The organism is Acuticoccus kalidii (assembly GCF_021556395.1).
GTDB lineage: Bacteria > Pseudomonadota > Alphaproteobacteria > Rhizobiales > Amorphaceae > Acuticoccus > Acuticoccus kalidii.
The window spans coordinates 1-20873 of record NZ_JAKGCS010000018.1 but is presented as its reverse complement, the minus strand read 5'-3'; the positions used below and the strand labels follow the sequence as shown (position 1 = coordinate 20873).

Genomic DNA, 20873 nt, shown 5'->3' with positions numbered 1-20873 from the left:
CATCATGCCCCCGCGTTACCGTCCCGCTCTCCGGCCAGCGCCGAGCGCAGTGCGAGCAGCGCCGGTGCGAGCGAGTGGTCGGTATGGTGAACGATCAGCGAGGAGCCCAAGCGCCTGGCCTCCGTCGCGAGCGCCGCCTTGTGGGCGGCGAGAGTGTCTTGATAGCTCGTGCGCCAGGCTTCGGCCTTGCCGACGAGGAATGCGAGGCCCGATTCGGGGTCGACGAAGCGGGTGCGCCCACCGAACGGAAACTGTTCCTCCGCCGGATCGAGCACCTGAACGAGATGCGTGCGCGTCCCGCGCGCGGCAAGGGTGCGGAAGGTCTCCGCCCACTCACCGAGGGGATCGAGAAAATCGCCGATGAGGACGACGTCGGCGTGGCGCTTCACGTTGATCAGCTTCGGCCGCGCCGCTGCGCCCTCGGTCTCCGTCTCGGCGAGGGCCTCGGCGATCCGGTCGGCCGCGTCGCGGCGCGCGCTCGGCGGGGGGCCATCGGCAAGGCCGATCCGCTCACCGCCACGACCGAGAAGCTCGGCGAGGGCGAGGAGGAGGACGACCGCGCGCTGCTCCTTCGAGACGTCCGCCATGCGCGAGCGCACCCGCATCGAGGCCGTGCGATCGACCCAGAGGAGCACGGTGTGGGCGGCTTCCCACTCCCGTTCGCGCACGAGGAGCGTGTCGTCGCGCGCCGAGCGGCGCCAGTCGATGCGCCGCGCCGGTTCGCCGAAATCGAACGGCCGAAACTGCCAGAACGTCTCGCCCGGGCCCGCACGACGCCGACCGTGCCAGCCGGCCGATACGGTCGCGGCGACACGTTTGGCTTCGACCAGAAGGTCGGGCAAATTCGCGGCTGCCGATTTCGCCGCGATCATCGCCCCTTCGGCAGACGCGCCCTGGTCGTTCTGGGCGGGCCTGCGGAACCCGCCGAGCATTAGATCTTGCTCGTGAGCTGCTTGATCACGCCCTTCACCGTATGCCCGTCGGCACGCGCCGAATAGGTGAGGGCCATACGGTGCTGAAGGACCGGCTCGGCAAGGGCGATCACGTCCTCCCGCGAGGGGGCGAGGCGGGTCTGCAGCATCGCACGGGCGCGGCTCGCGAGCATCAGCGCCTGGCTCGCGCGCGGGCCGGGACCCCAGGCGATCTTGCCGGCGAGCTCGTCATTTTCTTCGGGGCGCGCGGAGCGGACGAGATCGAGGATCGCCTCGACGACGGTCTCGCCGACCGGCATACGGCGCACGATGGTTTGAAGGTCCATCAACTCATCGCGGGAGAGGACCGCCGAGGGGGTCGCATCGTCGAGACCCGTCGTCTCGAGGAGGATGCGGCGCTCGGCCTCACGGTCCGGATAATCGACGTCGACCTGCATGAGGAAACGGTCGAGCTGCGCCTCCGGCAGCGGATACGTGCCTTCCTGCTCCAGCGGGTTCTGCGTCGCGAGGACGTGGAACGGGGTCGGCAGCGCGTGCGGCGTGCCGGCGATGGTGACGAACCCTTCCTGCATCGCCTGCAGCAACGCGGACTGCGTGCGCGGCGAAGCGCGGTTGATCTCGTCCGCCATCAGAAGTTGCGCAAAAACCGGGCCCTTGATGAAACGGAAGGCACGTTCGCCGCTGGCCGCCTGTTCGAGCACCTCGGCGCCCAGGATATCGGAGGGCATCAGGTCCGGGGTGAACTGGATGCGGCGCTCGTCGAGGCCGAGGACCGTGCCCAACGTGGCGACGAGCTTGGTCTTGGCGAGGCCGGGAACCCCGACGAGAAGCGCGTGTCCGCCGCACAGGATCGCGATGAGAGAACGCTCGACGACGTCACCCTGCCCGAAAATGACGCGGTCGACCTCGGCTTTCGCCGCGCTGAGCCGCGCAACGGCCGCTTCGATCTCAGCAACGCGAGCAAGGTCGTCGGTCGGCTCGATGGCGCTGAAGTTATTCATAACTCACCTCTGTGGGCTCGCGGTCATGCAGCCCGGATCCATAAAAGCAAGGTCTAGGCCGTCGTCGCCTAACCATTTGTTCATGGTTTGGCAGGCCGAGCGCTGTGCGTTAGATCGTCGGGTAGAGCGTTGCCCATCGCTCGACACCTTGCAACTGGAGAGCTGCGGTCCGGTGGCGCACTCAGACGACGAAATCGATCAAGATCCCGCGACCCCGCTCGGCGCACTGATGGCCCGCGCGGCCGAACTCGGTGGTGGAGCCGCGCCTGTAGAGCGTTGGAATCCCGAGGATTGCGGCTCCATTCCGATGCGTATCGCGGCCGACGGGACGTGGTATTATAACGGCACGCCGATCCTGCGCGATCGCCTCGTCCGCCTCTTCGCGAGCGTGTTGCGACGAGAGCCTGACGCAAGCTTCGTCCTCGTGACACCCGTGGAAAAGGTCACGATCGAGGTCGACGACGCACCTTTCGTCGCGGTCGAGCTCGTCGCCGGCGGGGAAGGGAAGGACATGACGCTGACACTGCGCACCAATGTGGGCGACGTCGTGACCGTCGATGCCGAGCATCCCCTGCGCGTGGCGATCGAAGACGGCACCGGAGGATTTGTGCCCTACGTCACCGTCCGCGGCGGCCTCGAAGCGCGCCTCACGCGCCCGGCGGCGCTGGAGCTCGCCGAGCTCGCCGCCGATTCTCCGCGAATGGACGGCCGGATCGGCGCGTGGAGCGCGGGGACATTCTTCCCGCTCGATCATGACAGCGACGGACACACGGTGTGACGGATCGCCCCATCAGCCCCGATTCGCCCTCCGAAACGGACGGAACCAAGCCCGAGGATCGGAACGGAACGCTGACGGTCCACCCCGTCGCCGGGCCCGCGACGACGCCGATGGCGCTCGCCCCGCCCGATCCGCGCGACCCGAAATTCGTGGATCTCGTCTGGCGTGCCCAGCGCCTCGAACCGACGCGCGGCCATTTGCGGAGCGACGTGCAGGTGCACGGCGATCATGTCCTCAATCCGCAATTCGCGCCAAATCCGTCCGGCGCACCGCTCCGCCGCGCCGCGGTTTTGATGGCGCTCGCTTATGACGAAGACGGCGAGCTCGCGGTGATCCTCACCGAGCGGGCGAAGCATCTTTCGGCCCATGCCGGGCAGATCGCGCTGCCAGGCGGCAAGATCGAAGCCGGCGAAACGCCCACCGATGCGGCCCTGCGCGAGGCGATGGAGGAGGTGGCGCTCCCGCCCGACGCCGTCCAACCGCTCGGCGTCACCGAGCCCTATGCGACGCGGACGGGCTTTTTCGTTATCCCTGTTCTCGGCGCGTTGCGTCGCTCCGTCGTCCTCCATGCGAGCCCCGACGAGGTGGCGGCGGCCTTCACCGCGCCGTGGTCGCTCGTGATGAGCGGGGCGGCGTGGCGCGAAGTCACGGTTGACCGGGACGGCACTCCGCGGCGCTACTATGAGACTATGTACGGCGATCGTCGCATCTGGGGCGTCACGGCCGGGATCTTCAAAGCGGTCGGGGAGCGCCTTTATCGATCATGATTCGCGTCATCATCACCCAAATCATCCTGTTTCTGTTGCCCTTTGTCGGCTTCTTCATCTACCGGCTGGCGACGGAAGGGCCGACGGGCGCGCGGATCCGCGATCTCGGGCGAGTGAACTTCTATCTCTCCATCGCCGGCGGCGTTCTCGTCATCCTGGGGTTCATCTATTTCGCGGTGACGGGCGGGGAAAGCCAGGGCGTCTATGTCCCGACCCAGTATCGCGATGGCGAACTCATTCCAGGTGGTTTCCGTCCGCGTTAACCTCACGTCCGCTCTGATTCGATTGTGTGCGATCCCGACGGGCTCGCATTTCGTATGGGTGGGAGGGCGCCGAAGGGCGCCGGTCGGCTGGGCCGGGAGAGACGGGGTGGTGATCTAGCGCGTGGTCGAACGGTTCAATCTCACAGCGCCGTGGCTGAAGAGCGATCCCGTGATTCGGTTGTTCGATGCGCTCACGCCCGTCGGGGAGATGCGCGTGGTGGGCGGCGCCGTTCGCAACACGCTGCTGCGCGAGCCGATCGGCGACATCGACATCGCGACCGTCGCGACCCCCGACAGGGTCGCCCGCGCCGCACGGGAGGCCGGCTTCCACGTCTATGAGACGGGCCTCGTCCACGGCACGCTGACGATCACCGTCGCCGGCCACCCCTTCGAGGTGACGACGCTTCGCGAGGACGTCGCGACCGATGGCCGGCGCGCGACGGTCCGCTTCACCGACGATTGGGAGATGGACGCCGGCCGCCGCGACTTCACGATGAACGCGCTCTATCTCGATCGCGACGGGAGCGGGTTCGATTATTGCGGCGGCTACCAGGATTGCCTCGACCGGCGGGTGCGCTTTATCGGCGACCCCGATCAGCGCATTCTCGAGGATCACCTCAGGATCCTGCGGTTTTTCCGCTTCCATGCGAGCTACGGAACGAGTGCGCCGGACCCGGACGGCCTCGCTGCGACGCGGCGCAACAAGGCGCTTCTCGCGAACCTCGCGGTCGAGCGCGTCCAGCATGAATTGATGCGCCTGATGGGCGCGCCCGGCGCGGTCGACGTGATCGCGATCCTCGCCGATGAAGGCTTTCTCCTGCCGTTCCTGAAGCCGCCTCTCGCGCCGCGCTCCTTTCGCGCGCTCGCGCGGGTGGAGGCGGCGGCCGGGCGCCAGCTCGCCCCGGTTCTCGGCCTCACCGCGCTCGTCGGATTCGACATCGACCGGTTCGAGAAAGCCGCCCGTGCGCTGAAACTTTCCCGCAAACGGCGCGACCGGGGGCTCGCGGCGCTGAACGCTTCGCGCGACATGCCGCCGCGTTCCGCGCCCCATGTTCGCAAGCTCCTTTACGTCCACGGCGCGCAAGCCTTTTGCGATGGTCTGATGATCGCCCTCGCCGACGGGGTGGACATCATCGACGTGCCGCGCATCCTCGCCGAGGCGCGCAATTGGCAGAAGCCGGTCTTTCCGGTCTCCGGCAACGATCTTTTGCGCCAGGGCGACACCGGCGGCCCGGAACTCGGCGCTCGCCTCCGCCGGCTCGACGCCGCCTGGCGCGACAGCGACTTCGCCCTCGGCAAGGACGCGCTCCTCGCGCTCGACCGTGCCCACTTGGAAAAAGACGGATAGTGTGTGAGGAGACGCAGTGTCGCGACCGGAACACCGACGGGCGCGCCCGCATTCGTCACGCGTGAAATTCGGAACGTCGTATCATGGCCGTCGCCACCACCCCCGCCATCCCGCCCGAGTGCATCTACCAAGAGGGCGAGGATTGGATGCTCGTCTCGCCGGTGCCGGACTTCCTGGCCGCGGATGCGGCGGCCTATTCGGTCGCCCAGCGCGCCACGCTGAACCGCATTGTCGGCCTGCCCGAGGTGCGGGAGAAGGTGCTCGGCAACCGCCTCCGGCCGGACCGGATCTGCATCGCGCTCGTCAAGGGAGAGATCGCCGGCCTCATTTCCTACCGGATGGATGGGGAGGGCTCGGTGTGGCCCGATTCCAGTCGCTATCGCGAGCATTTCGGCGCCGTGAGCGGCACCGCGCGCTATTGGCTCACCGAGGCGACCCTGCGCCGGGGACGGCCGGACGAGCTCTATCTCGAAGGCTTCAAGGTCGACCCGAAGGCGCGGGGGCGCGGCATCGGTACCTCGCTCCTTCATTGGCTCGGCGACGAGGTGATCCGCCGCGGCAAAAAGGCGTGGCGCACCGAGGCGTCGATCACGGCGGATGCGGCGATGCGGGTCTATCAGGGCGTCGGGGCGAAACCGATCAAGACGATTTCGCTCGGCCCGGTGGGCTATCTGTTCGACCGGCCGAAATTCGTCGTCCTACGCTGGGAAGCGCCGACCGGGGCGACGACGGACGGCGCGGCCTGAGGCACGCGCATCCTGTCGCGGTTGATAAAACGGCCGGTGGTGCAAATATTTTGCTTCATCAAACGGATTTCTTCTGGGCGGGCTCATGAACTACTTTCGCACGGCGCTCCTTCTGGCGGGTCTGACCGCGCTTTTCATGGGCGTCGGCTTTGTCATCGGCGGCGAGCAGGGCATGCTGATCGCCTTCGGCATCGCCGTCGCGATGAACGTCTTCTCCTACTGGAATTCCGACAAACTCGTCCTGCGCATGCACCATGCGCGGGAGGTCGACGAACGCACCGCGCCTGAATATTATGCGATCGTTCGCGAGCTCGCGGCCCGTGCGCAATTGCCGATGCCGCGCGTCTACATCCTCGACGAGGATCAGCCGAACGCCTTCGCCACCGGCCGCAATCCCGACAATGCCGCCGTCGCGGCGACGCGGGGCCTCCTGCGCTCGATGAACCGCGAGGAGATCGCCGGCGTGATGGCGCACGAGCTCGCCCACGTCCAAAACCGCGACACCCTGATCATGACGATCACGGCGACCATCGCCGGCGCGATCTCGATGCTCGCCAACTTCGCCTTCCTGTTCGGCCGCAACCGCGACAACCCGTTCGGCGTCGTCGGGATGCTGTTGACGATGATCGTCGCCCCGCTCGCGGCGATGCTCGTCCAGATGGCCATCAGCCGGACCCGCGAATACGCCGCCGACCGGCGCGGCGGCGAGATTTGCGGCCAACCACTGTGGCTCGCTTCGGCGCTCGAAAAGCTGGAGCGGGGCCGCACGATCCCGAACGAGGAGGCCGAGGCCGTCCCGGCCACGGCGCATATGTTCATCATCAACCCGTTGTCCGGCCAGCGGATGGACAACCTCTTCTCCACCCACCCGAACACCGCGAACCGCATCGCCCGCCTGCGCGAATTTGCGCAGGAGATCGGCGGCACGCCGGCCTCCCTCTCGCCGCAGCGCGGGCGTGAGCCGCGCGGCCCTTGGGGCGGCGGATCGCCCGCGCCGACCCGTTCGCGCCGTCCCGGCGGCCCCTGGGGGTGAGGCCGGCCGCGCCGTCGGCGGTTGATGACCGGAGACGGCGCGCAATTGGCCTCTTGAGCGCGGCGCCCTTTCTGCGCCAACTGCGCGGATGACACAGTCCGACAATAGAGGCGGCGGCCGGCGACGTCCGCCCGACCGCGGCGCCCAGCAAAGCGGCCGGCGCGGTCCGCCCGTCAGCGGCGTCGAGCCACGGCGCGCGGCGTGCGAGATCGTCACCCGCGTGTGCGAGGCCCATCAGCCGCTCGCCGCCGTCCTCGATGGGGAGGACAGCGGGCTCGAACCGCGCGACGCCGCGCTTGCCCGCGCCATTGCCCGCATCACCGTGCGGCGCCGCGGCGATATCGACTGGTGTCTCGCCAATCTCATGGACAAGGCGTTGCCGAAGCGGGCCGAGGCGGTGCGCTCGATCCTCAGGATCTCGGCGGCGCAGCTCCTCTTCATGCGGCAGGCGGATCATGCGGCCGTCAATGTCGCCGTCGCGCTGTTGAAGGGGGATGCGGCGACCGGCGGTTTCGCCGGGCTCGCGAACGCGGTCCTGCGCCGCCTCATCCGCGAGCGCGACCTTCTCCTCGCCCGCCTGCCCGTCGAGGCGAACACGCCGGGCTGGCTCTGGGAGCGATGGGTCGCAACGTATGGCGAGGCGAACGCCGCCGCGATCGCCGCGATCCACCGGGAGGAGCCGGGGCTCGATCTCGCCTTCGCCGCGCCGAGCCCGCTGCCCGAGGGCGCCGAGCGGCTGCCGACCGGCGGGGCGCGCCTCCCGGCGGGCGCCGTCACCGAGATCGAAGGGTATGCGGCGGGCTCCTGGTGGGTTCAGGATGTCGCCGCTCAGCTTCCGGCGACGCTGCTCGGCGACGTCGCGGGCCGACATATTCTCGACCTCTGCGCCGCGCCGGGCGGCAAGACGATGCAGCTCGCCGCCTCCGGGGCGCGCGTGACGGCGGTCGAGATCGATGCCGGACGCGCCGCACGGCTTCGCGAAAATCTTGCCCGCACGCGTCTTGCCGACCGCGTCGATGTGGTGGTCGGCGACGCGCTTCAGGCGGAGGGCACCTATGACGGCGTCCTCCTCGACGCGCCGTGCTCGGCGACCGGCACCATGCGCCGCCAGCCGGACGTCGCCTGGGCGAAGACGAAGGCCGACATCACCGCCCTCTCGCGCGTCCAGAAGGATCTCCTGCGCCATGCGGCGGCGCGCCTCGCGCCCGGCGGCAGCCTCGTCTATGCGACATGCTCGATCGAGCCGGAAGAGGGGGAGGCGCAGCTCCGCTTCGTCGCCAAATTCCTGCCGGAGCTGACGCTCGAGCCGATCACCGACGGTCCCGCCGCCGCCTTTGCGACGGAGGAGGGCGCGATGCGCACACTCCCCCACATGGCGCTGGAAGGCACCGATCTGCGCGGTCTCGACGGTTTCTTTGCGGCGCGCTTCCGGCGAAACTAGCCCGCGCCATGCCGTAATCCGGGGCGAAGGGGTTGACGGAGCGTGCGGGCGCAAAATCTCCCCGTGGGCGCGTTTCGCCCCGGCCGGGGCGCGCCGGGTGACGCAAAATTGCGTCCGACGGAGAGGACGGGCACGCTCCGCGATCGATTTTTGTTTCGCGGATCGTGCATTGGCGCATCCCGCGCTCCAATAAGCGCGGATAAGATGCTCTAATCCTCTGCGATCGAGCAGCGTCTTCTCGCCCGATTGATTCCAAGCGTGCGAGAGCTGCCCTAGAAGGGGCGCGCCATCTCGGCCCCTTCCGATGCGACCTCGACCCGGCGCGGCGAGGCGAGCAGATGAGAGAGCGTTGTCGAAGTCCGGCCCCACGGTGACCACTTTCCCCGCGCTGATCGGATTTGCCGTACGCCGTGCCGCGGCGCGCGCTGTCGCCGGCGCGCGCAATCTCCTGTGGCAGCGTCCGGCCTCTTCACCGCCCAACCGGGTGATCTTCGCGCCCGAGACGCTCGTCGAAGCCGATGCGGCGGTCGCGGCGGACATCTATGCCGGCGTCTTCGCGCTCGCCGGCGAGGTGGTCGACGCGTCGGGGCGCTCACCCTTCGCGATCGCGCCACCCTCGCCGGAATGGGCGCGGGCGCTGCACGGGTTCGGCTGGCTCCATCATCTGGAGGCGAACGCCAATCGGCTGTCCTCCTCGAACGCCCGCGCGCTGTTCGACGAATGGCTCCAGGCGCCCAGCGCCAACGAGGCGGTCGCCAACGAGCCCGACGTGATGGCCGACCGGCTCGTCGCCTGGCTCGTCCAATCGCCGCTGCTGCTGAACGGCGCCGACGCCGCCTTTCGCACCCGTTATATGCGCGCGCTCGGCCGGCATCTGCGCCGCCTGGAGCGGGTTCTGGGACCGCTCCCCAAGGGGATGACGCGATTGCGCGTCGCCGCGTCGCTGGCCCTCGCCGGAACGGTGGTGGCCGATCAGGGCCGCCTCGCGCGCTGGTCGATGGGGATCCTCTCCGATGCCGTCGCGAGCGAGGTCTTGCCCGATGGCGGCCACGCCTCCCGCAGCCCCGAGGCGGTGGTGACGGTTCTGACCCTCCTCATTCCGCTGCGCGAGGCGCTCGGACGCCGTCAGTTCCCCGTGCCGACCTTCCTGCGCGATGCGATCGACCGCATGTTCCCGATGCTGCGCTTCTTCCGCTATGGCGATGGCGGGCTCGCCGCCTTCCACGGCGCGGGGTTCGTCGCCCCGGCGGCACTCGACACCGTGCTCTATTATGACGAGGTGCGCGGCAAACCGGCGGCGAACGCGCGTTATAGCGGCTTTCAGCGTCTGTCGGCGGGCGACAGCGTCATCCTCTTCGACACCGGCCGCGTGCCGCCGCCGACCCATTCGCGCCATGCGAACGCATCGGCGCTCGCCTTCGAGTTCGCGCACGGGGCGAACAGGCTCGTCGTCAATTGCGGGGCGTTGGAGCGGGCGCGGCCGGAATGGGCGGGCGTGGCGCGCGCCACCGCCGCACAGTCGACGCTCGCGATCGCCGAGCGGTCCAGCGCGAAGGTGCTCGATCGCTGGCCGCTCGTCGGGTGTCTCGGTCCGCTCCTCTATGCCGGGCCGCGGCGGGTCGACGTCGCGCGGGAGGGGCAGAGCGCGCGCGCCGAGCACGATGGCTATCACGAGGCGTTCGGCCTCGTTCATCAGCGCAGCCTTACCCTCGCGGATGACGGCCTCTGGCTCGATGGGGAGGACAGGCTGATCGGTCCCGACCGGCTCGACGGCTATCCCTTCGCGGTGCGCTTCCATCTCGGCCCCAACGTGAAGGCCCGGCTGGAGCCCAAGCGCGACCGGGTTCTCCTCACCCTGCCGGACGGTGCGATCTGGCTGTTCGGCCTCGACGAGGGGCCCGGTCTGGCGCTCGAAGACTCGATCACCCTCGTCGCCTCGCGCCAGGTTCGCCGCACCACGCAGATCGTCATAGCAGGCAACACGTTGACCGATGACACCGTGCGCTGGCACATCGGCCGTCATGCGGCGCCCCTCGACATCGAGGCGGAAAACGCCGAGGACAGTGAACCCGATTAGAATCCGAGACCGCTCATGACCACCAACACGGTGCGCCGCGCCCTTCTTTCCGTATCGGACAAAGAGGGCCTCGTTCCGTTCGCCCAGCGCCTCCACGCGCTCGGGATCGAACTCGTCTCCACCGGCGGCACCAGCCGCACGCTCGCGGAGGCGGGGCTTCCCGTCACCGACGTCGCGAGCCTGACGGGCGTGCCGGAAATGCTCGACGGGCGGGTGAAGACGCTGCACCCCGCGGTCCATGGCGGCCTCCTCGCCGACCTGTCCAAGGACGAGCATGTCGCCGCGATCGACAAGGCCGGGATCGTTCCGATCGGCGTTGTGGTCTGCAATCTCTATCCGTTCGAGAATGCGCTCGAAGGCGCGGCGGAAGAGCGCGAGCTCGTCGAGAAGATCGACGTCGGTGGGCCGTCGATGACCCGCGCGGCGGCGAAGAATTATCATCACGTCGCCGTGGTGGTGGACACGGCCGACTATGATGCCGTCGCGAGCGCGCTCGAAGCGCACGAGACGAGCGTTCCCTTCGCGCTGCGCCGCCGCCTCGCCGCGAAGGCCTTCGCGCGCCTGTCGGCCTACGACGCGGCGATCGCGGGTTGGCTCGACGGGGCGACGGCGGATGACGACACCGACGTCGACCACACGGTCTGGCGCGCCTTCGGCGGCCGGCGTGTCGCCGAGATGCGCTATGGCGAGAACCCGCACCAGTCGGCCGGCTTCTATCGCTCGGTCGGCGGGGAGGGGATCGCCTCCGCGAAGGTCGTCCAGGGCAAGGCGCTCTCCTACAACAACATCGCCGACGCCGACGCCGCCCTCACGGCCGTCGCCGATTTCACCGGCGGGCCGTCGGTCGTGATCGTGAAGCACGCCAATCCGTGCGGCATCGCGACAGCCGCGAGCCTCGCCGAGGCCTATGAAGACGCCCGCAAATGCGACCCCGTCTCGGCCTTCGGCGGCGTCGTCGCGCTTTCCGAGGCGCTCGACAAGGCGACGGCGGAGCGGATCGCGGCGATCTTCACCGAGGTGGTGATCGCGCCGGGCGCCGACGAGGAGGCGCTCGCGATCCTCGCGGGCAAGCCCAATGTGCGCGTCTTGTTGACGAACGGCCTTCCGACCCCCGGCGGCACGATGGTGCGCTCGGTCGGCGGCGGGCTTCTCGTCCAGGATCTCGATGCGGGGGTGATCGACGAGGCGGAGCTCAAGGTCGTCACCGACCGGGCGCCGACCGATGCGGAATGGGCGGACCTTCGCTTTGCCTGGCGTGCGGTGAAGCACGTCAAGTCGAACGCCATCGTTTACGTGAAGGGCGGGGCGACCGTCGGTGTCGGCGCGGGGCAGATGAGCCGGGTCGACGCGGCGCGCATCGCCGCCTGGAAGGCGCAGGACGCCGCGCGCGAAGCGGGCGAGGCCGAGACCCGCACGAAGGGTTCGGTCGCCGCGTCCGACGCCTTCTTCCCCTTCGCCGACGGGCTCGAGACCATCGCCGCCGCCGGGGCGACGGCGGTGATCCAGCCGGGCGGCTCGCGCCGTGATGACGAGGTGATCGCCGCCGCGAACGCCGCCGGCATGGCGATGGTGATGACCGGGATGCGCCACTTCCGCCACTGACCCTTCGCACAGGCCGAGACAATGCGCGTGGCCCGCTCTCCGACGAGAGCGGGCCATTTTCGTTCCGCGCCCAGCCCGGCGGCCGTTCGACGTCGGAACGCGCACAATCGTTCGCCTGATAGCATCTTGTGGTTGTGATTGGATTTCGGCGAACGCGGGGGGACCGGCGCCGACATCTTGGGATTTTGTAGAAACCGAAAGCGCGGTAAGCGCTTAAGTCCATGCGGCAGCTTTGGATGCAAGCAAATCTATCCAAATGCATTGAAATTTATTTGAAATTTACATAGACCGTTCTGCTTGACAGCGCGTTAAGGTGCTGTCACCCAATCGCTTCCCTGAATTGGCGAATAAAGCGCAAGAATCGGGATGCAAAGTGCCTGGCAGTGGTTGGTTGGAAACGGGTTTGAAGACTTCGCCGACCGCCTCGTCGGGAAGGATGTGGACCTCGATGTGCTGCGCAACATGTCGCTGGCGGATCTGCGGGCGCGCGGTCTCGATGATCCGAGCGCGAAGCGCCTTCAATTGGCCCTCCGATCCGCCGTCAGCCGCGTGACGAAAGAGCAACGCGCCGTTCCGACCGTCTCCGAACGCCGCCTGCTCACGCTTCTGTTCTGCGATCTCATCGACAGCACGGTCCTTTCCGCGCGGCTCGACCCGGAGGACTGGGCCGAAGTCTTGTCGAGTTATATCGAGACCGTGGCGCGCCATGCCGAAGGTCACGCCGGCTTCGTCGCCAAGGTGGTCGGCGACGGCGTGTTCGTCTATTTCGGCTATCCGACCGGGCACGAGGACGACGCCGCCCGCGCCATGCACGCCGCGATCGCGACGACGGAATCGGTCCGCTCGCTCGCCGCCTGGCCCGATGTCGAGCTCGGCGTGCGGATCGGGATCGCGACGGGGCCGGTCGTGGTCCGCGCGATGGCGGCCGGCGACTTCACCGAGCATCAGGCCGTCGTCGGGGAGACGCCCAACCTCGCCGCGCGCCTTCAGGGCGTCGCCAACCCCAACTGGGTGGTCGTCAGCGACGAGACGCACGATCTCGCTCCCGACGAGTTCGACTATGAAGACCTCGGCTACAAGCGGCTGCGCGGCTTCGACGAGCCGATCCGCTGTTGGCGCGTGCTCGCCGCGCGACGGCTCGAAAGCCGCTTCCTTGCCAATCACGCCCGTGGCGGCGGCCGTTTTGTCGGTCGCGAGGAGGAGATCGCCGCGCTCTTCGAGTGCTGGCGTCTGGCGCGGGCGGGGCATGGCCGCGTGGTGCTCGTCGAGGGGGAGGCGGGGATCGGCAAGTCGCGTCTCGTCGGCAACCTTTATGCGAGCGCGCGCGACGAGAAGACGATGCGGCTCATTTTCCAATGCGCCGAGCTGAACAAGGACACCGCGCTCCACCCGGTCTCGACGCATTTCGAGTTCATCTGCCGGATTAAGGCGGAGGACGACCTTGCGACCCGGCTCACCAAGCTGACGGCTTTCGTGCGAGCGAACCCGGTCCTCGAGAACGATTCGATCGCGCTGATCGCCCGCCTGATGTCAATACGCTCCGGCGTCTCCGACGAGATCGCCGCGTTGCCGCCGCAGGAATTCAGGACGCGCCTGTTCGCGGCGCTCACCGATTGGATGCGGGCGCTGTCGCGCAAGCAGCCGCTGTTCGTGGTCGTCGAAGACATTCATTGGATCGACGCGACCACCGCCGAACTCCTCAACCACCTCGTTCGCGAGATCGGCGACGCGCCGATCCTGGTGGTGCTGACGAGCCGCGGCGGCGGTTTCGCGGTGCCGAGCGATCTGACCTTGAAGCTCGGGCGGTTGGAGGTCGACGAGGCCCGCCGGCTCGTGACCTCGCTGATCGACGGCACGACGCTCTCCAGCGTCGGCCTGTCCAAACTCGTCGAGCAGACCGACGGCAACCCGCTCTTCATCCAGCACGCGGTCCAGATGCTGGCCAAGCGCTCGTCCCCCGATCAGGAGATCGATGTCGGCGGCCTCGGGCGCTCGGTGACGCTGCAACAGGTGCTGCAGGCCCGGCTCGACAATCTCGGCCGCAACAAGCGCGTCGCGCAGTTCGCGTCGCTGCTCGGCCGCCAGTTCACCGGGGCGCTCCTCCACGCGACATGGCCGTTCGAGGATGACGGGCTCGATGAGGGCCTCATCGCGCTCGAGGAGGAGGGGCTTCTCGAAGCGCGGCGGTATCGCGACGGGGTGGAGTATCGTTTTGCCCATGCGCTGATCGTCGACGCGGCCTATTCCTCTTTGTTGAGGCGCGATCGGCGGGTGTTTCACCGCCATATCGCGCAGGTGCTTGAAACGAGCTTCGCCGACCTCACCGACCGCGAGCCGCACATCCTCGCCCGTCACCATGCGGCGGGCGGTGATGCTGCGACGGCGATTCCCTTCTTCCTGAAGTCGGCCGAGCTTTCCCTTGCCCGCTCGGCCTATGTGGAGGCGCGCAACCACATCGAGCAGGCGATCGCGATCCTGCCCGAGGTCGCAGACCCCGAGGCGCGCGACCGGCTGGAGCTCACGCTGCGCCCTGCCTATGGCGCCGCGCTCACCGCGACGCGCGGTTATGCCGTCGACGAGGTGTCGAGCAACTACCGCCGCATCCTCACCCTCGCGCGCCAATATGGCGACGTGCGCTCGGAGTTCCACGCGCTCCTCGGGCTGACGCGCTATTCGATCGTGCGGGCGGACATCGCCAAGGGGCGCGCCCTGAGCGGCGATCTGTTGATCACCGCCCATGCGCTCGGCCAGCCGGAGCTCGTGATGACGGCGGAGCTTCTCGTCGGCATCACCGAGATGATGACGGGTAACCTCGCCGCCGCCGGGCGGCATCTGTCGAACGCCCATGCCGCCTATGATCCGGTCCGCGACCGGCAGCTCGCCCACCGGCTCGGGCAGGATCCCTATTGCACGACGCTCGTGTGGCTCGCGATGCATGCCTGGCTCGGCGGCCACGTCACACGTTATGCGGAGCGGCGCGCCGAGGCCCTGTCCCTCGCCCGCGAACTCGATCACCCGTTCACGCTCGGCTACACGCTCGTCCGCCTTCTGGCGCTCGATCGGTTGAGCGGCGATCTCGATGCGGCGCGGGCCCTGGCGGCGGAGGCGATCGATCTCACCCGCCAGCGTGGCTTTCCGGCCTTCAAGGCTGCGGCGCGCTTCTGGCTCGCCGATCTCGCGCCCGACCGCGACACCAACCCCGTCCATCTCGACACCATGGAGCGCGAGATCTCCGCCCATGCGCCGACCGACCAGCGCAACAATATCGGCTACATGCAAATCTGCCTCGCCGAGCGCGCGCTGGTCTTCGGCGACACCGCGCGGGCCGAACGCGCGCTCGACGGGAGCGCCGCCGCGATCGAGGAGACCGAGGTGCGGTGGTGCGAGGCGGAGCTTTATCGCTTCCGCGGCCGCCTCGCCGTTGCGCGGGGCGAGCGCGACGCGGCGATCCACTGGTTCTATCGCGCCGTCGAACTCGCCGCGCACCAGGGCGCGTGCTTTCTGCGTCTGCGCGCCGGTGTCGATCTCGCGACCTTGCAGGCCGAGAGGGGCGAACTCGCCGATGCGATCGACACCATGAGCACCGCCTGCCACTCGCTCGCCGACGAGGCCGACAGCGACGAGCTCGACAAGGCCCGCGCCTTCCTCGCGGACTTGCAGGCCCAGGAGGCGGGCGCGCAGCCCCGCGCCACCGCACACTAGTCGTCACGAGATGATCTCGCGGCTTGCAATGCAATCCGTTCTATGAATACTTTATTTCGAGAAATTTTTATTTGTGAAATGAAATAAATTGAGCGGTGGTATGGCAGGGATCGATAAAGCCTCCGTCATCAAAGCGATTAACGAGCGGATCGGGGGCACCGCCGTCCCGCAATTCGTCGTCACCTTTCCGGGCGGGGGCGAGGAGCGCTTCGGGGATCCGGCCAGCAATGCCGCGGCGTTTCAGATCGACATCAAGACCGAAACCGGCGCCGAGGCGCTTGCCTCGCTCGACGAATACAGGCTCGCGCTCGCCTATCTCGACGGCGATATCGACCTCGATGGCGACTTCCTGAAGCTGCTCGATATGCGCCTTTATCTGTCGGACCGGCACCCGTGGCTGCAATTTCTCCGCTTCGCCCTTCCGATGGTGCGTGGCCAGGTCAAGAACGACAACGACCTCGTGCCGCGCCACTACAACCACGGCAACGCCTTCTATTTCGCCTTCCTCGATCGCTCGCACCGCCTTTATTCCCAGGCGCTCTATGCCGACGATGACGAGGATCTCGAAACCGCCGCGCGCCGCAAGCTCGAAACGATCTGGGACGTGTGCGGGCTCCGCCCCGGCTCCCGGGTTCTCGATATCGGCGCCGGGTGGGGCAGCTTCTCCGATTTCGCCGCGGCGCGCGGGGCCGAGGTGACGATGCTCACGATCTCGAGCGAGCAGCTCGCCTATCTGAAGAGCCTCGCCGAGACGCGGGCGCACGGGGCGCGGATGACCCCGATCCTGCGCAATGTCTACGAATTCGAGACCGACGAGCCGTTCGACGCGATCGTCCTCCTCGGCGTGATGGAGCATCTGCCCCATTATCGGCGCTTCCTGCGCCATGCCGGCCGGATCGTGCGCGATCAGGGCCGGATCTACATGGATTTCGCCGCCAATCGCCGGAAATACGCCTCCAGCACCTTCTCCCATCAGCATGTCTTCGAGGGCAATCATTCCCTCGTCCACATGCCGGGTCTCGTCAGCGCGGTGAACAAGACCGATTTCGAAATCGTGACGATCGACAATGACCGGCACAGTTATTTCCTGACCCTGTGCCAATGGGCGCGCAACCTGGAGGAGGCGACACCGGCGCTCATCGAGCGCTTCGGCCTCAAGACCTTGCGCCTTTTTCGCCTTTATCTCTGGGGCACGGCACAGTGCATGCAGTCGGGCAAGATCGAGAGCTATCGGGTCGTGGTGCAGAAGGCCGCGCGGGGAAAGTCGTCGTTTCTCGGGTTGCGCACGTGAGCGGGAGGGCGCAACCCATTTGACTGGCGTCAACCCATACCGGGCCACGGCATGGTTCTAAGAGACGTCATGAGACAGGTGGGTGCGCCTCGCATTTGCTCGGCGGACCAGTCCTTGGAGAGATAGAATGGGTTTCAGAACGGTCCTCGTTCACGCCGACAATTCCAGCGAGGGGCAAGAGCTTCTGGCGCAGGGCGTCCACTTCGCCCGACATCATGACGCGCATCTCGTCGCGCTCCTCGTCGGACTGCAACCGGTCCAGCCCTATGCGAGCATGGTCGACGTGCCCTTCGCCGGCTACATCGAGGATATCGAGGCGGCTCGCCAGGAGGTCCAGGAGGCGACGCGCGCGCTCGACGCGAAGCTCGCCACGGAGGCGATCTCCTTCGAGGTCCGCGGCGTCTCGCTGCCCGTCGGCGTGGTGGGCGCCGAGTTCGCCCGGCACGCCCGTTATGCCGACATCACGATCCTGCCGAAGTCCAACGAGGCGGGGACGCTGACCCACATTCTCGACGCCACGCTGTTCGAGAGCGGCCATCCCGTTCTGATCGCGCCGAAGGGCGCCGAACTCTCCCGGTCGATCGACACGGTCGTGATCGGCTGGGACGCGAGCCGCGAGGCGACCCGCGCGATCGGCGACGCGATGCCGTTCCTGACCAAGGCGAAGGACGTGCGCATCGTGATGTTCGATCCGCGGGTCACCTTCGACCGGCACGGCGAGGAGCCCGGCGCGGACCTTGCGACGATGCTGTCCCGCCACGGGCTCAAGGTGTCGATCGAGACCCTCGCGCGGACCGACCGATCCTTCTCCGAGGCGTTTCTCGGCCGGGTGAACGAAGTCGGCGGCGATCTCGTCGTCAGCGGCGGCTACAATCACACCCGTTTCGGCGAAATGCTGTTCGGTGGCGCGACGCGTGACCTTCTCGCGTCGGTGGACGTGCCGCTTCTGATGTCGCGATAGGGCGAAGGCGAAGCCGTTCATGGCCGAGATGATGCGCGCGATGGTCCTCCGCGAGGCGGGGCGTCCCCTCGAGGAGGAGATGCGGCCGATCCCCAGCGCGGGGCCGGGCGAACTCCTCATCGAGGTCACGGCGTGCGGTGTGTGCCGGACGGATCTTCACGTCGTGGACGGGGATTTGACCGACGCGTCCTATCCGGTGGTGCCGGGACACGAGGTCGTCGGCCGTGTCCTCGATCTCGGGGCGGGCGTCGTCGGATGGACACGCGGCGACCGGGTCGGCGTTCCCTGGCTCGGCAGCACGTGCGGGCACTGCCCCTATTGCGTGTCGCTGCGGGAAAATCTGTGCGATGCGCCGACCTTCACCGGCTACACCCGCGATGGCGGCTTCGCCACGCACCTCACCGCCGACGCGCGCTTCTGCCTGAAACTCCCCCACGCTTCGTTCGACGACCGGACGGGGGCGCCGCTCCTCTGCGCCGGATTGATCGGCTATCGCTCCTATCGGATGGCGGGAAAGGCGAAGACGCTGGGCCTCTACGGCTTCGGCGCGGCGGCTCACATCATCGCGCAGGTCGCGGCCGCCGAGGGACAGACGGTCTACGCCTTCACCCGGCGCGGGGATACGCGGTCGCAGGATTTCGCCCGTTCGCTCGGCGTCGCCTGGGCGGGCGCATCGGACGAGGCGCCGCCGGAGGAGCTCGACGCGGCAATCATCTTCGCCCCGGTCGGCCTGTTGGTGCCGGAGGCGCTGAAACGTGTGCGCAAGGGCGGCCGCGTCGTCTGTGCCGGGATCCATATGAGCGACATCCCGGGCTTTCCCTACGCCGATCTCTGGGGCGAGCGGGAGGTCCGCTCGGTCGCCAACCTCACGCGCGAGGACGGCGAGTCCTTTATGCTGTTGATGGAGCGGCATCCGGTGAGCGTGCACACGACCGTCTATCGTTTGTCGGAGGCGAACACCGCGCTCGCGGACCTGCGGGCCGGCCGGCTCGACGGGGCGGCGGTGCTGGTGCCCTGACCCGTCGTCGAGACGGGCTGTCAAAACGTCGCGACCCGTCGATATCGCGGCAGCAACCCTGACATATCAGATCCGATATCGAGCGGAGTGCCCAGCGCGGCGTGATCGCACGGCGCACTCGATGCGTTGATGGGCGAACGATTGGACGAGGCAAAGCGATGTTCGACCTGATTACGCATTTTCTGGAATATGGCGGCTATGTCGGGCTCGCGTTCCTCATGCTCCTCGAAAATGTGTTCCCGTTCATTCCGTCCGAGGTGATCATGCCGCTCGCCGGCTATGTCGCGCACCGCGGGGACATGAACCTGTTCCTCGTCATCCTGTCGGGGTCGATCGGATCGATCGCCGGGGCGGTGTTCTATTATTATATCGGCTGGTGGCTGGGGCTTGCCCGCGTGCACCGCTTTATCGGTCGCTATGGCCGTTGGCTGACGATCTCGAACGATGACATCGACCGCAGCCACGCCTGGTTTATTCGCCATCAGCAGAAGGCGGTGCTGATCGGGCGGCTCCTGCCGACCGTGCGCACGCTGATCTCGATCCCCGCGGGCATCGCGAAAATGAGCCAGCCGCGCTTCGTGTTCCTGACCAGCATCGGCACGACCGCCTTCACCGCGATCCTCGCGGTCGCCGGCCATGCGCTCGGCTCGCAATATCACCTGGTGGAGGAGTGGATGAACCCCCTCACCAACGTGATCGTGGCGGCGGTGGTGATCTCCTATATCTACCGCGTCATCGTCTACCGCCCGCGGGAACGGCATTAGACCGTCCTCGCCGCCGTCTGCCTCCACCCATCGTCCCCTACGGGATATTATTCCCGACGCGACGTGCGGCCTCGGCCGTCGTTCGCCCGATCGGGGATGCCGAATGAGACATTAGAGCACTTTCGGCTCAGTCGTACTCATAGCCGCAGTGGCGGATGTAGCGGCGACATTCGTCGGGATCGAAGCGGGCGAGGAGTGCGCCAATCGTATCCCACAGTTCGTCGCGGGTTCGTGCGGCCGCCTTTCGCAGGAGCGCCTTCAGCTTGGCGAAGGCCATCTCGATCGGGTTGAGGTCGGGGCTGTAGGGCGGCAGGTAGAGGATGCTGGCGCCGGCCGCGGCGATCGCCTCGCGCACCCCGGCGACCTTGTGCGCCGCGAGGTTGTCCATCACCACGACGTCGCCCGGCGAGAGTGCTGGCGCGAGGAACTGCTCGGCATAGGCGAGGAAGGTCCGCCCGTTCATCGGCCCGGTCAGCACGAGCGGCGCGACGATCCCAGACGCCCGGAGGCCAGCGACGAACGTCGTCGTGTGCCAGTGTCCGTGCGGGGTGTGGTCGACGAGCCGCTCGGACTTCGGGGCCCAGCCCGTGCGGCGGACCATGTTGGTTGAGGCTCCGGTCTCGTCGAGAAAGACGAAGCGGTCCGGATCCATGAAACCCTGGAAACCGCGCCAGCGCCGGCGCGCCTTCGCGACGTCGGGGCGGTTCTGCTCTGCCGCCTTCAGCGACTTTTTTTGTGCCTGAGCCCGAGCCGTTGCAGCATCGACCAGACCGCCCACAGCGACACCGCCGGGCCGCCGCGCGCGATGATGGCCGCCCTCAGCTCGACGAGCGTGATGCTCCCGTTTGCCGCCACCAGCTCCCGGATCGTTGCCTCGTGAGCGGCCAGCAGCGGCTTGCGATACCCGCCGATCCGGGCCGGCTCGACGCTGCCGGTCGCCCGCACTCGCTGCATCAGCTTGACGACGGTCGACGGGCTCACATCGAAGCGGGCCGCCACCTGGCGAGCCGAGCCGCCGGCATCGACGGCTCTTGCGAGACGAACCCTCAAATCATGGGACAGCGGCGCCATCGTGCGAACTCCCGAACGCGATCACGACCATCTCAGAATCTGATTTGCCCGATTCTCCGCAAGCCGAAAGTGCTCTAG

17 protein-coding genes are annotated in these 20873 nt (G+C 67.7%); 14 read left to right on the top strand and 3 right to left on the bottom strand.

Going from position 1 to position 20873, the window contains the following annotated elements; all coding sequences use genetic code 11:
• Nucleotides 1-2: 2 nt before the first annotated feature.
• Nucleotides 3-932 carry a DUF58 domain-containing protein gene (locus L1787_RS12155; protein ID WP_235709137.1) on the bottom strand — a complete coding sequence of 310 codons (930 nt, stop codon included), beginning with the start codon at nucleotides 930-932 and terminating at the stop codon, nucleotides 3-5.
• Nucleotides 932-1933, bottom strand: a complete 1002-nt coding sequence (locus L1787_RS12150; RefSeq protein WP_235709136.1) for an AAA family ATPase — start codon at nucleotides 1931-1933, stop codon at nucleotides 932-934. The genes L1787_RS12155 and L1787_RS12150 overlap by 1 nt, the downstream gene beginning before the upstream one ends.
• A 172-nt stretch (nucleotides 1934-2105) precedes the next feature.
• Between L1787_RS12150 and L1787_RS12145 the strand changes: the two genes are divergently transcribed.
• The 14 genes from L1787_RS12145 (at nucleotide 2106) to L1787_RS12080 (ending at nucleotide 19724) form a co-directional block, all read left to right on the top strand.
• A complete protein-coding gene (locus L1787_RS12145; protein WP_235709135.1) occupies nucleotides 2106-2711 on the top strand; it encodes a DUF1285 domain-containing protein in 606 nt (201 codons plus the stop codon).
• Entirely contained in the window at nucleotides 2708-3478 is a 771-nt protein-coding gene (locus tag L1787_RS12140) for an NUDIX hydrolase (protein ID WP_235709134.1), read from the top strand. Before L1787_RS12145 ends, L1787_RS12140 begins: the two co-directional genes overlap by 4 nt.
• Nucleotides 3475-3741 carry a DUF6111 family protein gene (locus L1787_RS12135; RefSeq protein ID WP_235709133.1) on the top strand — a complete coding sequence of 89 codons (267 nt, stop codon included), beginning with the start codon at nucleotides 3475-3477 and terminating at the stop codon, nucleotides 3739-3741. The genes L1787_RS12140 and L1787_RS12135 overlap by 4 nt, the downstream gene beginning before the upstream one ends.
• A 169-nt stretch (nucleotides 3742-3910) precedes the next feature.
• Nucleotides 3911-5089, top strand: coding sequence for a CCA tRNA nucleotidyltransferase (locus L1787_RS12130; RefSeq protein ID WP_235709132.1), 1179 nt, complete (start codon nucleotides 3911-3913; stop codon nucleotides 5087-5089).
• Between the two features lie 83 nt (nucleotides 5090-5172).
• On the top strand, nucleotides 5173-5835 hold the full coding sequence (locus tag L1787_RS12125) for a GNAT family N-acetyltransferase (RefSeq protein ID WP_235709131.1): 663 nt from the start codon (nucleotides 5173-5175) through the stop codon (nucleotides 5833-5835).
• Nucleotides 5836-5920: 85 nt separating this feature from the next.
• A complete protein-coding gene (gene htpX, locus L1787_RS12120) occupies nucleotides 5921-6868 on the top strand; it encodes a zinc metalloprotease HtpX (protein ID WP_235709130.1) in 948 nt (315 codons plus the stop codon).
• An 88-nt stretch (nucleotides 6869-6956) separates the two neighbouring features.
• The gene (locus tag L1787_RS12115) at nucleotides 6957-8309 is read left to right on the top strand and encodes an RsmB/NOP family class I SAM-dependent RNA methyltransferase (RefSeq protein ID WP_235709129.1); all 1353 of its coding nucleotides are present in this window, start codon (nucleotides 6957-6959) and stop codon (nucleotides 8307-8309) included.
• A 370-nt stretch (nucleotides 8310-8679) separates the two neighbouring features.
• A complete protein-coding gene (locus tag L1787_RS26055) occupies nucleotides 8680-10386 on the top strand; it encodes a heparinase II/III family protein (RefSeq protein ID WP_235709128.1) in 1707 nt (568 codons plus the stop codon).
• A 15-nt stretch (nucleotides 10387-10401) separates the two neighbouring features.
• A complete protein-coding gene (gene purH / locus L1787_RS12105) occupies nucleotides 10402-11988 on the top strand; it encodes a bifunctional phosphoribosylaminoimidazolecarboxamide formyltransferase/IMP cyclohydrolase (protein WP_235709127.1) in 1587 nt (528 codons plus the stop codon).
• Between the two features lie 366 nt (nucleotides 11989-12354).
• A complete protein-coding gene (locus L1787_RS12100; protein WP_235709126.1) occupies nucleotides 12355-15690 on the top strand; it encodes an AAA family ATPase in 3336 nt (1111 codons plus the stop codon).
• Between the two features lie 100 nt (nucleotides 15691-15790).
• Nucleotides 15791-16981 (top strand): SAM-dependent methyltransferase, encoded by a 1191-nt coding sequence (locus tag L1787_RS12095; RefSeq protein WP_235709125.1) that lies wholly within the window; start codon nucleotides 15791-15793, stop codon nucleotides 16979-16981.
• 127 nt (nucleotides 16982-17108) lie between these two features.
• On the top strand, nucleotides 17109-17942 hold the full coding sequence (locus tag L1787_RS12090) for a universal stress protein (RefSeq protein ID WP_235709124.1): 834 nt from the start codon (nucleotides 17109-17111) through the stop codon (nucleotides 17940-17942).
• A 31-nt stretch (nucleotides 17943-17973) separates the two neighbouring features.
• The gene (locus tag L1787_RS12085) at nucleotides 17974-18960 is read left to right on the top strand and encodes a zinc-dependent alcohol dehydrogenase family protein (RefSeq protein ID WP_235709162.1); all 987 of its coding nucleotides are present in this window, start codon (nucleotides 17974-17976) and stop codon (nucleotides 18958-18960) included.
• Nucleotides 18961-19118: 158 nt separating this feature from the next.
• Nucleotides 19119-19724: a DedA family protein gene (locus tag L1787_RS12080; protein ID WP_235709123.1), complete on the top strand. Its 606-nt coding sequence runs from the start codon at nucleotides 19119-19121 to the stop codon at nucleotides 19722-19724.
• Nucleotides 19725-19851: 127 nt separating this feature from the next.
• Here the strand turns inward: L1787_RS12080 and L1787_RS12075 are convergent.
• A protein-coding gene (locus L1787_RS12075; protein WP_235708155.1) for an IS630 family transposase occupies nucleotides 19852-20795 on the bottom strand; the annotation gives its coding sequence in 2 pieces (ribosomal slippage) (nucleotides 19852-20453 and nucleotides 20453-20795; 945 coding nt in all).
• Between the last annotated feature and the right edge of the window lie 78 nt (nucleotides 20796-20873).